General features: G+C 74.1%; 15 protein-coding genes. 4 read left to right on the forward strand and 11 right to left on the reverse strand.

Going from position 1 to position 15849, the window contains the following annotated elements:
• Nucleotides 1-34 precede the first annotated feature (34 nt).
• The gene (locus tag ACRAKJ_RS16385; RefSeq protein WP_438923032.1) at nt 35-469 is read right to left on the reverse strand and encodes a VOC family protein; all 435 of its coding nucleotides are present in this window, start codon (nt 467-469) and stop codon (nt 35-37) included.
• A 42-nt stretch (nt 470-511) separates the two neighbouring features.
• Nucleotides 512-1171: a transcriptional repressor LexA gene (gene lexA / locus ACRAKJ_RS16390; RefSeq protein ID WP_438923033.1), complete on the reverse strand. Its 660-nt coding sequence runs from the start codon at nt 1169-1171 to the stop codon at nt 512-514.
• Between the two features lie 278 nt (nt 1172-1449).
• Between lexA and ACRAKJ_RS16395 the strand changes: the two genes are divergently transcribed.
• Together ACRAKJ_RS16395 and ACRAKJ_RS16400 are read left to right on the forward strand one after the other, a co-directional pair.
• Entirely contained in the window at nt 1450-3465 is a 2016-nt protein-coding gene (locus ACRAKJ_RS16395; RefSeq protein WP_438923034.1) for a family 43 glycosylhydrolase, read from the forward strand.
• A 78-nt stretch (nt 3466-3543) separates the two neighbouring features.
• Complete coding sequence (locus tag ACRAKJ_RS16400) at nt 3544-4899, forward strand: serine hydrolase (RefSeq protein ID WP_438923035.1); 1356 nt, start codon at nt 3544-3546, stop codon at nt 4897-4899.
• Nucleotides 4900-4912: 13 nt separating this feature from the next.
• Here the strand turns inward: ACRAKJ_RS16400 and ACRAKJ_RS16405 are convergent, their stop codons facing one another.
• From ACRAKJ_RS16405 to ACRAKJ_RS16445, 9 genes are all read right to left on the reverse strand, one after another.
• Nucleotides 4913-5314 carry an ATP-binding protein gene (locus ACRAKJ_RS16405; protein WP_438923036.1) on the reverse strand — a complete coding sequence of 134 codons (402 nt, stop codon included), beginning with the start codon at nt 5312-5314 and terminating at the stop codon, nt 4913-4915.
• A gap of 39 nt (nt 5315-5353) precedes the next feature.
• On the reverse strand, nt 5354-5737 hold the full coding sequence (locus ACRAKJ_RS16410; protein ID WP_438923061.1) for an anti-sigma factor antagonist: 384 nt from the start codon (nt 5735-5737) through the stop codon (nt 5354-5356).
• Entirely contained in the window at nt 5737-6579 is an 843-nt protein-coding gene (locus ACRAKJ_RS16415; RefSeq protein ID WP_438923037.1) for a DUF4184 family protein, read from the reverse strand. The genes ACRAKJ_RS16410 and ACRAKJ_RS16415 overlap by 1 nt, the downstream gene beginning before the upstream one ends.
• A gap of 100 nt (nt 6580-6679) precedes the next feature.
• The gene (locus tag ACRAKJ_RS16420; protein ID WP_438923038.1) at nt 6680-8275 is read right to left on the reverse strand and encodes a DHA2 family efflux MFS transporter permease subunit; all 1596 of its coding nucleotides are present in this window, start codon (nt 8273-8275) and stop codon (nt 6680-6682) included.
• A 165-nt stretch (nt 8276-8440) separates the two neighbouring features.
• The gene (locus ACRAKJ_RS16425) at nt 8441-8869 is read right to left on the reverse strand and encodes a MarR family transcriptional regulator (protein WP_438923039.1); all 429 of its coding nucleotides are present in this window, start codon (nt 8867-8869) and stop codon (nt 8441-8443) included.
• A gap of 87 nt (nt 8870-8956) precedes the next feature.
• Nucleotides 8957-9877, reverse strand: a complete 921-nt coding sequence (locus ACRAKJ_RS16430) for an AEC family transporter (protein ID WP_438923040.1) — start codon at nt 9875-9877, stop codon at nt 8957-8959.
• Nucleotides 9878-9896: 19 nt separating this feature from the next.
• A complete protein-coding gene (locus ACRAKJ_RS16435; RefSeq protein WP_438923041.1) occupies nt 9897-11033 on the reverse strand; it encodes an L-talarate/galactarate dehydratase in 1137 nt (378 codons plus the stop codon).
• A 60-nt stretch (nt 11034-11093) separates the two neighbouring features.
• The gene (gene kdgD / locus ACRAKJ_RS16440; protein ID WP_438923042.1) at nt 11094-12008 is read right to left on the reverse strand and encodes a 5-dehydro-4-deoxyglucarate dehydratase; all 915 of its coding nucleotides are present in this window, start codon (nt 12006-12008) and stop codon (nt 11094-11096) included.
• Nucleotides 12009-12178: 170 nt separating this feature from the next.
• A complete protein-coding gene (locus ACRAKJ_RS16445) occupies nt 12179-13087 on the reverse strand; it encodes a LysR substrate-binding domain-containing protein (protein WP_438923043.1) in 909 nt (302 codons plus the stop codon).
• A gap of 136 nt (nt 13088-13223) precedes the next feature.
• Between ACRAKJ_RS16445 and ACRAKJ_RS16450 the strand changes: the two genes are divergently transcribed.
• Both ACRAKJ_RS16450 and ACRAKJ_RS16455 read left to right on the forward strand, forming a co-directional pair.
• Nucleotides 13224-14261 (forward strand): substrate-binding domain-containing protein, encoded by a 1038-nt coding sequence (locus tag ACRAKJ_RS16450; RefSeq protein WP_438923044.1) that lies wholly within the window; start codon nt 13224-13226, stop codon nt 14259-14261.
• 193 nt (nt 14262-14454) lie between these two features.
• Nucleotides 14455-15849 (forward strand): glycosyl hydrolase, encoded by a 1395-nt coding sequence (locus ACRAKJ_RS16455; RefSeq protein ID WP_438923045.1) that lies wholly within the window; start codon nt 14455-14457, stop codon nt 15847-15849.

Raw genomic sequence — 15849 nt, forward strand, 5'->3', positions numbered from 1 at the left:
ACCGGAAGGTCACCAGCCTAGGGCGTGCCGCCCCTCAGTCGAGGCAGAACTCGTTGCCCTCGACGTCCCGCATCACGAGGCACGACTCGTTGTCCTCGTCGGCGAGCAGCAGCCGCACGCGCACCGCGCCGAGCGCGACCAGCCGCGCGCACTCGGCCTCCAGCGCGGCGCGGCGCTCCTCGCCCAGGAGCCCGGTGCCGACCCGCACGTCGAGGTGCAGCCGGTTCTTGACGGCCTTGCCCTCGGGGACGCGCTGGAAGAACAGCCGCGGCCCCGCGCCCGAGGGGTCGACGCAGGCGAACGCCGAACCGCGCTTCGCGGGCGGCAGGGAGTGGTCGAAGTCGCTCCACGCGGCGAACCCCTTCGGCGGCGGGGGGACGACGTACCCCAGCGCCTCGCACCAGAAGCGGGCGACGCGCTCGGGTTCCGCGCAGTCGAAGGTGACCTGGAACTGCCTGACCGTGGGCATCGGTCCACCGTAGTGGTGCGCGCCGCCCGCCGGGACCCGGCCTCAGACGCTGCGCAGCACCGACACGACCGCGCCCAGCACCACGGCCTCGTCGCCGTCGATCACCGGGTAGGCCGGGTTGCGCGGCTCCAGCAGGACGTGGCCGCCGCGCCGCCGGTAGACCTTCACTGTGGCCTCGCCGTCGATCATCGCGGCGACGATCTGGCCCGAGTGGGCCTCCTCCTGGCGGCGCACCACGACGATGTCGCCGTCGCAGATGGCCGCGTCCACCATCGAGTCGCCGCGCACCCGCAGGCCGAAGACGGTGCCGCGCCCGGTCAGCTCGCGCGGCAGGTTCAGCACGTCGTCCACGTGCTCCTCGGCCGTGATCGGCGCGCCCGCGGCGATGTCGCCGACCACCGGCACCGGCACCGAGTCGGCCGCCGCGCGCTCGGCGGACGGGTCGCGCAGGAACGCGCGCACGTCGATCGGGCGGGACATGCTGGTGCTGCGGCGCAGGAAACCCCTGTCCTCCAGGGCAGCCAGGTGCTTCGACACCGACGACGACGAGCGCAGGCCGACCGCCTCACCGATCTCGCGGGTGCTCGGCGAGTAGCCGTGCCGGACCACCCAGTCCCGGATCACGACCAGGATGCGCTGCTGGCGCTCCGGCAGGACCGAGGCGTCCAGGTGGTCGAACTCGTCGAAGTCGTAGGCGGTCACCCGGTGGATCATAGGCGCGACCCGCGTCCGGGTGTCACCGAGGGTGATCGGGCCGGGAGCGGCGTGCACAACCGACCAGAAGTACGCAGAAACGCACTGGTACCGAGAATGAGCTGCGGCGAGCCGGGCCGGGACGGGCGCGGTTCCCGGGAACGGCCGGGACGACATCGTTGGAACGACACGGTTTCACCCTTGCGGGACCGTGTCGCGCCCGGCACCCTCAGGGTGAGGATGTTCGTTTCTGTTGGAGCCTGTTCGCCCTGCTGGAGCTGCCAACGATGACCGCTCTCCCGACCGCGCCCACCCGCCTCGCCGCCCGGGTCCTCGCCGCCCTGCTCGTGTGCGGCGTCCCCGCGGTGCTCCCGACACCCGCCACCGCAGCGCCCGCCACCGCGACGACCACCACCGCAGCGGCCGTCCCCGCGACGACCGCCACCGCGACGACCTTTCCCGGGGCGGCCGTCCCCGACCACGCCACGGCCGAGTCGGGCAACCCGTTCGTCGACGGGTGGTACGCCGACCCGGACGTCGCCGTCTACGACGGCCGGTACTGGGTCTTCCCGACGACCTCCGCGCCCTACGCCGAGCAGACCCACCTCGACGCGTTCTCCTCCACCGACCTCGTCCGCTGGACCAAGCACCCCGACGTGCTGACCACGGCGGACGTGCCGTGGGCCGAGTACGCGGTGTGGGCGCCCGCCCCGGTCGAGCGCGACGGCAGGTACTTCCTCTACTTCGCCGCCAACGACATCCAGAACGACTCCGAGACGGGCGGCATCGGCGTGGCCGTCGCCGACCGCCCCGAGGGCCCCTACCGGGACGCCCTCGGCAGGCCCCTGGTCGACGCGTTCCACAACGGCGCGCAGCCCATCGACCAGGACGTCTTCATCGACGACGACGGTCAGGCGTACATGTACTACGGCGGTTGGGGCCACGCGAACGTGGTCAAGCTCAACCGCGACATGGTCAGCCTCGGCACGTTCGCCGACGGCACCACCTTCAAGGAGATCACGCCGTCCGGCTACGTCGAGGGCGCGCAGATGTTCAAGCGCGGCGGCCGGTACTACCTGATGTGGTCCGAGGGCGGCTGGACCGGCCCGGACTACTCGGTGTCGTACGCCATCGCCGACTCGCCGACCGGGCCGTTCGCCAAGCTGGACGAGGTGCTGGCGCAGGACCCGGCGGTCGCCCGCGGCTCGGGGCACAACTCGGTGCTCACCGTGCCGGGCACCGACATCCGGTACGTCGTCTACCACCGCAGGCCGCTCGGGGAGACCGACGGCAACCACCGCCAACTCGCCTACGACCGCCTGCACTTCAACGCCGACGGCACGATCCGCCGCGTCGCCATGGAGGTCCACGACGACTTCGCCGACGGCAACGCGCTGGGCTGGAGGACGTTCGGCGGCACGTGGTCGGCGACCGGCGGCCGGTTCCGGGCGGGCAGCTCGCCGGGCGGAAAAGCGTTGCTGGACACCGACTTCAGCGACTTCACCCAGGACACCGAGGTCACGATCACCTCGGGCGGCGGTGACGCGGGCGTCGCGTTCCGGGTGACCGGGGAGGGCGTGGGCGCCGACGCCTACCGCGGCTACTACGCGGGCATCAGCGCGGCGGGCCGGGTCGTCCTCGGCCGGGCCGACGGCACCTGGACCCCGCTGGCGTCCGCGCCCGTCACCGTGGTGCCCGGCAAGGCGCACCGCCTGCGGGTGACGGCCGCCGGCGCGTCGATCCGGGTGTACGTGGACGACCTGGCCACCCCCAGGATCAGCGTCACCGACGCCACCCACCGCACCGGTGCGAACGGCGTGCGGGTGTTCAACGCCGAAGCCTCCTTCGACAACCTCGTCGTCGACCACCTCACCGGCGCCGGCGCGAACCTCGCGCTCGGCAGGCCCGCCACCGGCACGCCGTCGTGCGGCGCGTCGGAAGGGCCGGAGAAGGCGGTCAACGGCGGCGTCGGCGGTGGCAACGCGGACAAGTTCTGCTCGTCGGTGGCCGGCGCGAAGCTCCAGGTGGACCTCGGTGCGACCCGGGCGATCGGCCGGTTCGAGGTCGACCACGCCCAAGCGGGCGGCGAACCGGCCTCCTTCACCACCAGGGCGTTCACCCTCTCGGTGTCCGACGACGGCGTGCGGTGGACCCGGGTGGTCGACATCGCCGGCAACACCGCCGCCACCACCGTGCACCCGGTCGCCGGGGTGTCGGGCCGCCACGTGCGCCTCGACGTCCTGGTGCCCACCCAGACCGCGGAGGTGGCCGCCCGCGTCTACGAGCTGCGCGCGTACGGCTGACCGCGACTCCACCCCGGGGTGACCCGGTGATCGGTACCTTGCGTACAGCGGCGATCGTCGAGGCACCCCGGGGGAGTCATGGACGTCGAGCACTGGCGGGAGCGGTTGGCGGAGCTGTGCGCGGAGCACCGCGTGCCCGGCGCGTCGTTGGCGGTCCTGGTGGACGACGAGGTGCACGAGTGCGCCACCGGCGTGCTGAACCTGCGCACCGGCGTGCGGGCGACGACCGACTCGCTGTTCCAGGTCGGGTCGATCACCAAGGTCTACACCGCGACGCTGGTCCTCCAGCTGGTCGCGGAGGGCAGGCTGGACCTCGACGAGCCGGTGGTCTCGGTGCTGCCGGGGTTCGCCGTCGCCGACCCGGTGACGACCGCGGCCGTCACGCCCCGGCACCTGCTCACCCACACCAGCGGCATCGACGGGGACTTCTTCCGCGACACCGGGCGCGGCGACGACTGCCTGGCCGAGTACGTCGCGGCCTGCGCGGCGCTCGGGTGGACCCACCCGCCGGGCGCGACCATGTCCTACTGCAACAGCGGGTACTCGGTGCTCGGCCGGATCGTCGAGGTGCTGACGGGCGGCACGTGGGACGCGGCGCTGCGGGACCGGCTGCTCGCCCCGCTGGGCGCGCACGCCACGACGACGCTGCCCGAGGACGCCCTGCGGTTCCGCACGGCGATCGGGCACCTCGGCGAGGCGGGGGAGGAGCAGGTGCCCGCGCCGGTCTGGGGCCTCACCCGGGCCGCGGGGCCCGCCGGCACGATCTGCGCCACCGCGGCGGACGTCCTGCGCTTCGCCCGCCTGCACCTGGACGACGGCGTCGCGCCCGACGGCACGCGGGTGCTGCCCGCCGGGCACGCGGCGGTGATGCGCGAACCCCAGGTGCGCGTGCCCGACCCGTGGTCGGGCACGCACTGGGGCCTCGGGTGGATCGTCTACGACTGGGCGGGCGGTCCCGCGGTCGGCCACGACGGCGCGACGATCGGGCAGCGGGCGTACCTGCGGGTCGTGCCGGACGCGCGGGTGGCGGTCGTGCTGCTCACCAACGGCGGCGTGCCCGCCGCGGTGCAGCAGTCGTTGTTCGCCGAGCTGCTGGGCGAGCTGGCCGGGGTCGACGTGCCCCGCTTCGCGCCGCCCGACGAACCGCCGGTGGTGGACGTCGCGCGGCACGTCGGCACGTACTCGCGGCTGGGCTACGAGGTCCGGGTCACCGACGGCGGCGGAGTCCTGCACCTGCGCGCGGAGAACACGAGCGAGCTGGCCCACCTGACCCGGGACGTCGAGCTGGACCTCGTCCCGGTGGCCGACGGCGTGTTCGCCGGGCGGGCCGCCGAGTCCGAGCCGTGGGTGCCCGCGGTGTTCTACGAACTGCCCGACGGCACGCCGTACCTGCACTTCGGGCTGCGCGCCGCGCCCCGGTCGCCCACCGCCTGACCCGCGCCGGCGGTCAGGCGTCCTCGCGGGCCAGCACGGCCCACACCGTCTTGCCCCGGTCCCGCCAGGTCACGCCCCAGTCGACGCACAGCGTCTGGACCATGCGCAGGCCGTTGCCGCGCGTCGCGCCCAGCCGCGAGTGCCCGAGCACGGGCCGGTCCGGCGACTCGTCGTCGACCTCGACCCGGACCGAGTCCGCGTCGCCGGTCAACCGCACCTCCAGCGCGCGCAGGCCGTGGTCGTAGGCGTTGCTCACCAGCTCGGTGACGACCAGCAGCAGGTCGCCGACCTTGTCCTCGTCCAGCCCGTCGACGAAGGCGGCTGCCTTCCGCCTGATGTCGGACAGGGCCGGCGCCACCCCGTCCAGGGCGATCACCAGCGGGTCCGACACCGGCAGGGCGCGCGGGTCACCCACCTGACCGCCGCCCGACGAGCCCGGTGCCGACCGCGCCGGTCACGCCGACCCCGCCCCGCGCGACGCCGCCCGGACCGCGTCCTCGACCTCGTCGTGCAGGGGGAGCAGCGTCGACATCGCGGTCAGCTCCAGCGTGCGGCGGACGTTCCGGCTGGCCACCACGTGCACCCGCCGCCCCGACTCCACGCCGCGCCGGCGCAGCTGGGCCAGGGCCGCCAGCCCGGACGACGCGAAGAACGTCACCCCGGACAGGTCGAGCACGAGCGCCGCCGCCGCGCCGTCCAGCGCCTCGACGGCCCGGTCGCGCAGGTCGTCGCTGTTGGACATGTCGATCTCGCCGCTCAGGCGCAGCACCACCACGCCGTCACCGGTCCCGTCGTCGTCCGCCGATGACCGGGAGTTCGCCTCGCTCACACCGCACATCATGCAGTGCGGTCCGGTCGCGCACCAGACAGCGGGTCGGGACGCCCACCCTCGGTAACCCTTAGGCGGCGCCCACCGCTCCGGTCCCGCGGAACCGGGGCGGGCGGCGCGGCAGCGGGACCGCGCGCCACCAGGCGGGCGGCCCGGCGCCACAGCCCGTACAGCGCGAGGCCGCACGCCGCGCCCGTGGTGACCGTGATCGACACGCCGACCAGCACGTCCTCCACCGCGGACCCCTCGGTGGCGACGCCCGCGAAGACCGCCGTGGACAGCACCACGGCGGCGCGGGGGAGCAGGGGGCGGGCCGGCGGGGCGAGGCGGGCGGGGACCGGTCGCCGGGGCAGCGCGGAGAGCCGCCGCAGGCACCAGACCGCCACCACCAGCCCGCCGACCGCGGTGCTGCCCCACTGGCCCCACTGGTGCAGGGGCTGGGACCCCACCACCGCGTTCAGCCCGGGGAGCAGGGCGACGGCCCACCCGGTCGCGTGCGTGAAACCGTCCCAGAACAGGTGCGTCAGGGTGCCCAGCACCGCCGAGCCGACCAGGGCGACCCCGAAGCGCGGCGCGGGCAGGTGCGCCAGGCGCGACCGCACCGCGTCCGGGGCCAGGGCCAGCGCCGGTTCGAACAGCAGCACCCGGTAGACCGCCAGGGCCACCAGGGCGATCGGCAGGTCCACCAGGACCACGCCCCACCACGTGTGGGTGTACTCGACCCCGGCCGGGCGCAGCAGCACGAAGAACGGCAGGTCGGGCGCCACGGACCCGGCCACCAGCGCCGACGGGACGAAGGGGGAGCGGACCAGCGGGAGGACGGCCGCGACGTGCGACCCGGTGAACGGCATGGCCGCATTCGACCAGGTCGCCCGCCGGCGCGGGCACGCCGTCACGGGTCCTGCGCGGAACCCGCCGGGCAGGTGCACGACGCGGCCGACCCTCCGGTGGTCAGTGCACGGCGGGCACCCCGGCACCGCTGTTGCCGCCCCGGCGCACGATCGTCGCGGACAGCACCGCGCCGACCAGGCACAGGCCGCCGGTGACCAGCGCGGCGACGTGCATGCCGGAGACGAACGCCTGCGCCGCGCCCTCCCGGACCGCGGCCTGCACCTCCGCCGTGACGCCCGGCAGCACCGGGGTCACGCCCATCGCGACCGCGTCGCCCGCCTCGCCCAGCCCGTCGGCGAGGGCGGCGGGCACCCCGGCGGACAGGAAGGAGTCGTGCAGGGTGGACCCGACCCGGCTGCCCAGCACCGACACCAGCACGGCCGTGCCGAGCGCGCCGCCGACCTGGAGCGCGGTGGCCTGGAGACCGCCGGCGACGCCGCCGTCCCGCACCGGGGCGTTGCCCACGATCGCCTCCGACGACGCGGCCATCACCATGCCCACGCCGAGGCCCAGGGCCAGGAAGCACGGCCACATCGTCGCGTAGCCGGAGTGGACGCCGAGGCCCAGCAGGCCGAACGACGCGCCCGCCTGGAGCACCATGCCCAGGGTGAGCGTCAGGCGCGGGCCGTACCGGTCGGTCAGCGCCGCGCCGAGCGGGCTGGCGACCATCGACGCGAGGCTCAGCGGCAGGGTGAGCACACCGGCCTCGACGGGGCCGTGCCCGCGCACGTTCTGGAGGTACAGCATGAGGAAGAAGATCGAGCCCAGCAGCACGAAGAAGTTCACCGCGGTGACCGCGGTGGCCACGCTCAACGACGGGTTGCGGAACAGGCGCATCGGCAGCAGCGGGTGCGCCGTCCGGTTCTCGACCACGACGAACGCGGCCAGCAGCGCCACGCCGAGCACCAGCAGGCCGATGGTCCTCGGCGAGGCCCAGCCCCAGCTCTCGCTCTGCACGACCGGGTAGACGATCGCGATCATGCCCAGTGCGAGCAGCGCCAGGCCGGGGAGGTCGAACCGGTGGTGCCCCGTGCCGTCCTTGCTCTCCGGCAGCACCAGCAGGCCGACGACGAGCCCGACCACGCCGATCGGGGCGTTGATCAGGAACACCGACTCCCAGTTCACGTGCTCCACGAGCAGGCCGCCGACGATCGGGCCGGCCGCGGTGGACACCGACGAGACGGCGGCCCAGATGCCGACCGCCGCGCCGAACTTCCGCGGCGGGAAGACCGCGCGCAGCAGGCCCAGGGTGTTCGGCATCATCAGCGCGCCGCCGAGCCCCTGCACCGCGCGGAAGACGATGACGCCCGCGGTGGAGCCGACCACGGCGATGGCCACCGAGGCGAGCGTGAACAGGACCAGGCCGGCCAGGAAGAACGTGCGGCGGCCGAACCGGTCGCCGAGCTTGCCGCCCAGGATCAGCGCGGCGGCCAGCGCCAGCAGGTAGGAGTTGGTCACCCACTGGAGCTCGGCCAGCGAGGCGTTCAGGTCCTGCCCGATGTAGGGGTTGGCGATGGCGACCACGCTGCCGTCGAGGCCGACCATGAAGAGGCCGAACGCGACGGCGACCAGGGTCCACCACGGGTTGTTGCGCGGGCCGGGTCGTTCGCGTGCCGCCTCCGGTCGGGCGTCGGCCAGGACGGGTGTGTCGTGCACGGGTGTTCCCTCTCGAACGTGGTTCTCAACGGTGTGACCGGACCGCTCGGGCGAGCGCGCCGGTCAGGGCAGGGCAAGGCCCGGGTCAGGGCCCAGGACAGGACAGGGCCCGAGTCAGGACAGGGCCCGGGGCAGGGCAGGGTGCCGGTCAGGACGGGGCGCGGGTCAGGACAGGGCGTCGAGCAGCGCGGCCAGGGCGGGCAGCGCCCGCAGGACGGTGTCGGCCTGCGCCGGGTCCATCCGCCGCAGCCCCTCGGCCAGGACGTCGCCCATGGCGGCGTCGGCCTCGCCGATCCGGGTCCGCGCCTCGTCGGTGACGTGCAGGTGCGCGATCCGGCGGTCCTGCTCGTCCTGGACGCGGGTCAGCATCCCGGCCTCCACGAGCTGGGAGACGAGCGTGCTCACGTTGGTGGGCTGCATGAGCAGGACGTCCGCCGCCTGGCGGACCGTGATCCCCTCGCGCGCCCCGACCAGGCGCAGCAGCGCGAGCTGGTTCTCCGGCGGCTTGGGGTGCGGGAAGTCCCGCGACATCCGCCGGTCGACCACGCGGTGCAGGTCGTTCAGGACGACGGCGAACTCGGTGCTGTCGGTCACCGGGACAGAGTACCTATAAAACGATAGCTATTGACCTATAGCTAGCCGGTGACCTGTGCCACGCGCGGTGACCGGGGGCCGGGGCCCTCACGCACCCAGCATGAGGGCGACCCCCACCAGGACCGGGACGGACAGGACCGTGCTGATCAGGATCACGTCCCGGGCCAGCTCGCTGCCGCGGTCGTAGGTCGTGGCGTAGACGAACACGTTCTGCGCGGTGGGCAGGGCGGAGGTGACGGTGACCGCCAGCAGGGCCGCGTCGTCCAGCCGGAGCACCCAGCGGCCCAGCGCCCAGGCCGCCGCCGGCTGCACCACCGCCTTCAGCGCGACGGCCAGCCACACCTGCCCGGCGGCCTCGCCCGACGCCGGGCGCGGCGCGCCGTGCAGGCTCGTGCCGTAGGCCAGCAGGGCGGCGGGCACGGCGAGCCCGGCCAGCAGCTCCACCGGCCGCAGCACGAGGGCGGGCAGTTCCCAGCCGGTCCCCGCGAGCGCCAGCCCGGCGGCGCAGCCGAGCACCACGGGCGTGCGCAGCGGCTGGGTCAGCAGCCGCAGCGGCGAAACCCGGCCGTGCGACGAGGCCAGCACGGTGAGCCCCACCGGGGCCAGCACCAGCACCTGGAACAGCAGCACCGGCGCCACGATCGACGCGTCGCCGAGCACGTACACCGCGATGGCCACGCCGAGGTTGCCCGCGTTGACGTAGGACGTGGCCAGCGCCCCGGTGGCCAGCTCGGCGGCGGGCACCCGCCACCGCCACCACCCGATCACCGCGTAGAGCAGCCCGCACAGCACCGCGCTGCCCGCCGTGGCCACCAGGGTCGGCGAGAACAGCGCGGACGGGTCGGCGTCGGCGAGCGTGAGCAGCAGCAGCGCGGGCGTCGCGACGTAGAACGACAGCCGGGACAGCACCCCGGCCGCGCCCTCGCCCAGGACGCCGGTGCGGGCGGTGAGCCACCCGACCGCGATGACCGCCACCAGGGCCGCGAAACCGCCCAGCACGGCGTTCACGCCGCGACCACCCGCACCGTCACCTGGGCAGCTCCGCGGTGACGCGGTCGACGGTCCAGGCGCGGGCCCGCTCACTGAGCGTGATGCCCAGGCCGGGGCGGTCGGACAGGTGCATCCGGCCGCCGCTGATCTCCAGGCGCTCGTCGAACAGCGGGTGCAGCCAGTCGAAGTGCTCCACCCACGGCTCCAGCGGGTAGGCGGCGGCCAGGTGCACGTGGATCTCCATCGCGAAGTGCGGCGCGAGCTGGATGCCGCGGTGCTCGGCGAGCGCGGCGAGCTTGAGGAACTGGGTGATGCCGCCGATGCGCGGCGCGTCGGGCTGGAGGACGTCCACCGAGCCCTGCCGGATCAGCTCGTAGTGCTCGGCGACGCTGGTGAGCATCTCGCCGGTGGCGATGGCGGTGTCCAGCGACCGGGCCAGCCGGGCGTGGCCCTCGGCGTCGTAGGCGTCGAGCGGCTCCTCGATCCACACCAGGTCGAACTCCTCCAGCGCCCGGCCCACGCGCATCGCCGTGGGCCGGTCCCACTGCTGGTTGGCGTCGACCATCAGCGGCACGCCGTCGCCGACGTGCTCGCGGACGGCGGCGACCCGGCGCAGGTCCTCCGCCCGGTCGGGGTGGCCGACCTTGATCTTGACACCGCCGACGCCGGACCCCAGCGCGCGGGTGGCGTTGTCCTTGAGCCGCTCGACCGGCTCGTGCAGGAAGCCGCCGGAGGTGTCGTAGCAGCGCACCGAGTCGCGGTGCGCGCCCAGCAGCTTGGCCAGCGGCAGGCCCGCCCGCTTGGCCTTGAGGTCCCACAGCGCCACGTCGATCGCGGCCAGCGCCTGGGTGGCCGCGCCGCTGCGGCCCACCGACGCGCCCGCCCACACCAGCTTCGTCCACAGCCGGCCGATGTCGCTGGGGTCCTCGCCGATCAGGTCGGGCGCGACCTCGCGGGCGTGCGCGAACTGCGCCGGCCCGCCCGCGCGCTTGGAGTAGGAGAACCCGACGCCCTCCAACCCGGCCTCGGTGCGGATCTCGGCGAACAGGAGGGCGACCTCGGTCATCGGCCGCTGCCTGCCGGTGAGCACCTTGGCGTCGCTGATGCCCCGGGGCAGCGGGAGGGTCACCGAGGACAGGGTGACCGAGGTGATCCGGTCGAGCACGGCGGTCATGTCGCTCCTTCGCGGGAGGGGGCCGGGGTCAGCGGACGGGGTGCGGCGGGGTGCCGGCCACTACGCCACCTTCCGCACCAGTTCGGTCAGCTCGGCCAGCTCGTCGGCGGTGAGGTCGCTCAGCGGCGGGCGCACCCGGCCGCCGTCGCGGCCCACCGCGGTCAGCCCGGCCTTGACGATGGACACCGCGTAGCCGCGGGCGCGGTCGCGGACGTCGAGGTAGGGGATGACGAAGTCGTTGAGCATCCCGTAGACCGCCGTGCGGTCCTGGGCGCGGACGGCGGCGTAGAACTCCAGCGCGAACTCCGGCAGGAAGTTGAACAGCGCGGAGGAGTAGGTGCTCACGCCGAGCTGGAGCAGCGGCAGCGCGAAGGTCTCCGCCGTGGGCAGCCCGCCCACGTAGACCAGCCGGTCGCCGACCCTGGCGAAGGTGCGGGTCATCCGCTCGATGTCGCCGACGCCGTCCTTGAGGCCGATCAGGTTGGGGTTGCGGTCGGCGACCTCGGCCACGGTGGTGTCGGACAGCACGGCGTTGGCCCGGCTGTAGACGACCACGCCCAGGTCGGTGGCCCGGCACACGGTGGTGATGTGCTCGGCGAGCCCCCGCTGGCTCGCCTCGGTGAGGTACGGCGGGAACAGCAGCACGCCGGACGCGCCGGCCTCCTGGGCGGCCTTCGCCTGGGCCACCGCCACCGCGGTGGCGCCGGTCGCGGGCGCGACGACCGGCACCGCGCCGCCCACCTCGTCGACGGCGACCCGCACCACCCGGTCCACCTCGGCCTGGGTCAGCGAGAAGCCCTCGCCGGTGCCGCCCGCGGCGAACAGGCCGGCCACGTCGAACCCGGACTGCCAGGCCAGGTGCTCGCGGTAGCGGGCCTCGTCGAACTCCAGCGCGTCGTCGAAGTGGGTGACGGGGAAGGACAGCAGACCGGACTTGAGTCGGTCCGCGAGAACGTCGGGGGGCATCAGCGTCACGGCTACGGCGTCCTAGGGCCGGTGGGGCCGCCGCGCGTGGCGGCGCGCGGCGGTGGGGTCCCGATCACCGTAGGAACACGCCACGATGCCTGTCCAAGTGTTGTTTCGCATTGCTCAATACCTTGACGGCATCCACGGCGAGCGTCCATGGCGGGCCTTCGCGGCCGGCGTCACCTGACCGGCACGCCGTCTCCGAGCACGCCGTCCCCGAGCACGCCCAGCACCCGCCACAGCGCCGGGTTGGCCGACGCGCGCAGCCACAGCAGGTGCAGCTCCACCGGTTCGGGCACGGCGGTGGCCAGCCGCACGAACCCCACGCCCTCGATGGACAGCCGCGCCGCCGACTCCGGCACGAACGCGATGCCCCGGCCCGCCGCCACCAGCCACAGCATGGTGAGCACCTGGCTGACCACGTGCACGGTGTTCTCCGGCGCGATCGGCACCGCGCCGACCACGAGGTCGTAGAAGTAGCGCGCCCGGGTCGGCGAGTGCATGATCACCGGCTCCGAGCCCACGTCGGCCGCCGTCACCACCGGTCCCGCGCCGAGCAGCCGGTGGCCCTCGGGCGCCGCGATCAGCAGCGCCTCCCGGTGCAGCGGGCGCGAGCCGAACGCGGCGCGGTCGAACGGCGGCCGGCCCAGGCCCAGGTCGACCTCCTCGTTGAGCAGGCCGGCCACCTGCTCCCGGGTCGCCATCTCGGCCAGGTCCACGTCGAGGTCCGGCAGCTCGGCGGACAGCCGGTTGAGCAGCGCGCCCAGCACGCCGTACGTGGAGGCGGCGGTGAAGCCGACCCGGAGCAGGCCGCTGGAACCCGACGACACCCGCCGGGCCTGCTCGGGGGCGGCGTCGGCGAGCGCGAGCAGCCGCCGCGCCTGGGCCAGGAACACCCGGCCGGCGGCGGTGAGGGTCACCCGGCGGTTGTCCCGCACCAGCAGCTGCGCGCCGACCGCGCGTTCCAGCTTCTGGATCTGCCTGCTCAGCGGCGGCTGGGTCATCTTCAGGCGGACCGCTGCCCGGCCGAAGTGCAGCTCGTCGGCCACCGCGACGAACCCGCGCAGCTGCTCCAGCGTGAACGTCATACCCCGAAGGTATCAATGCGCGCCGCTCCGGCCTCGGGCGAGCATGGCCCGGTACCGCCGGACCACGCACCCGACCTGCGGCCGACACCTACTAAAACGGTACAGTAATGTCGTCCGCGCTGGTAGGTTGCCGAATGTGGAACGGGTCGGTGCGGCGGGCGGGGAGCGCAAGGCGACGATCAAGGACGTCGCCGCGCTGGCCGGCGTGTCCCCGTCTGCGGTGACGATCGCGCTGCACGACAAGCCCGGCGTGTCGGCCTCGACGCGCGAGCGCATCCTGGAGGCCGCGCGGGAGCTGGGGTGGCGGCCCAACCTGGCCGCGTCCTCGCTGGCCGGCCGCGCGGTGCACACCGTGGGCCTGGTCATCGCGCGCCCCGCGCGGATGCTCGGGCTGGAGCCGTTCTACATGGAGTTCATCTCCGGCATCGAGAGCGTGCTGGGCCGCCGCTCGTGCTCGCTGCTGCTGAGGCTGGTGGAGGGCGACGAGGAGGTCGAGGTCCACCGCGAGTGGTGGCAGGGCGGGCGGGTCAACGGCTGCATCCTGGTCGACCTGCGCGTGGACGACCCGAGGGTCGCGGCGCTGGCGGGGATCGGGCTGCCCGCCGTCGTCGTGGGGCACCCGAGCCTGGCCGGGCCGTTCACCTCGGTGTGGACCGACGACGCCGCCGCCGTCGCGGAGGCCGTGCGCTACCTGGCCGCGCTGGGGCACCGGCGCGTCGCGCGGGTCAGCGGGCCGGTCGAGCTGGGGCACAGCGCCATCCGCACGCGGGCGTTCACCGAGGTGTCGCGGGAGCTGGGCCTGGACGCGCGCACCGTCGTGGCCGACTTCTCCGCCGACCAGGGCAGCCGGGCGTGCCGGAACCTGCTGCTGGCGGCCGACCGGCCCACCGCGATCGTGTTCGACAACGACGTCATGGCCGTCGCGGCGCTGGGCGTGGCGGCGGAGTTCGGCCTGTCCGTGCCCGGTGACCTGTCGCTGCTGGCGTGGGACGACTCGCAGCTGTGCCAGCTGACCCGCCCGACGCTGTCGGCGATGCGGCACGACGTGTTCTCGTTCGGCGCGCAGGCCGCCGGGACGCTGTTCGACGTGATGGCCGGCGTGACGCCCCCGGTCCACCGCGCGCACGTGCCGAGCCTCGTCCCCCGGGGCTCCACCGCGCCGCCGCGCCGGTGACCGCTCCCGGCCGCGACCGGTACTAGTGCGTTTTAGTTCCTCGTCTTGACACTGTGATCCGGGGCACTTAACTTCGTGTTGTCCAGACCTATCCGGTCTGTTCTCCCACCGGAAATCCCTGTTCGGCGGTGCGCACCGCTCCGGTAGAACGCTCCACCTCCCCCTGCGTGGAGTCCGATCCAGAGGAGAGCACGTGCACTCCATACCGAAACGCGCCCTGGCCGTCCTGACCACCCTGCTGACCGCGCTCGGCCTCGCGGTCGCGGCGACGCCGCAGACCTCGGCGTTCCCGGCCTCGTCCCGCCAGGCGGTGCTCGACCACCTGGCGTCCATCACCGGCCGCGCCGTCGTCTCCGGCCAGCACAACAAGGAGCCCGCGAGCCTGCCCGGCCAGTACACGCAGCAGGTCAAGGACATCACCGGCCAGTACCCCGGCCTGTGGGGCGGCGACCTGATGTTCCGCGCCGAGGACGTGGCGAACCGGCAGCGCGTCGTCGACCAGGCCAAGACCGAGTGGGCCAACGGGTCGCTGGTCACCCTCACCTGGCACGTGTGCACGCCCACCGGCGGCAGCACCTGCGAGTTCGACGGCGGCGTCAAGACGCAGATCTCGGCCGAGCAGTTCAGGCAGGTCGTCACCGACGGCACCGCGCTCAACACCGCGTGGAAGCGCCGCCTGGACGAGGTCGTGCCCTACCTCCAGCAGCTCAAGGCCGCAGGCGTGCCGGTGCTGTTCCGCCCGCTGCACGAGATGAACGAGTCGTGGAACTGGTGGGGCAACCGGCCCGGCCCCGACGGCGGCGCGCGGCTGTACCGGATCACCCGCGACCACCTGGTCGGCAAGGGCCTGGACAACCTGATCTGGGTGTGGAACGTGCAGGACAACCCGGCCGGCGGCTGGGCGTCCTACTACCCGGGCGCGCAGTACGTGGACGTGGTGTCGCTGGACGTCTGGTACAAGCCCCACCCCAGCCAGGCCGACTACCAGCAGGTCCAGGCCATCGCGGCCGGCAAGCCCATCGCGGTCGCCGAGATGGGCAAGGTGCCGAACGCGTCCCTGCTGGACACCCAGACCCGCTGGTCGTACTTCATGCTCTGGTCGGAGCAGCTGCGCGGCGACAACACCAACGCCGAGATCCAGGCGGCCTACTTCCACCCGCGCGTCCTCAACCAGGGCGAGTTCACCGTCCCCGGCGGCACCGCGCCCGCCCCGCGCGGCGGACCGATCACCGGCGTGGGCGGCAAGTGCGTGGACGTCGCCGGCGCGGCCACCGCCAACGGCACCGCCGTGCAGCTGTGGGACTGCAACGGCACGGCGGCGCAGACGTGGACCGCGTCCGGCGCGGTGCGCGCCCTCGGCAAGTGCCTGGACGTCGCCGGCCAGGGCACGGCCAACGGCACGCCCGTGCAGCTGTGGGACTGCAACGGCTCCGGCGCGCAGCAGTGGCAGGTCCAGGGTGGACAGCTGCGCAACCCGCAGTCCGGCCGCTGCCTCGACGCGCCCGGCGGGAGCACCGCCAACGGCACGCGGCTCCAGGTCTGGGACTGCAACGCCAACACCTGGCAGCGGTGGACCGTCCCGGCCTGA

The sequence above is a fragment of the Saccharothrix sp. DSM 118769 genome, assembly GCF_052936295.1.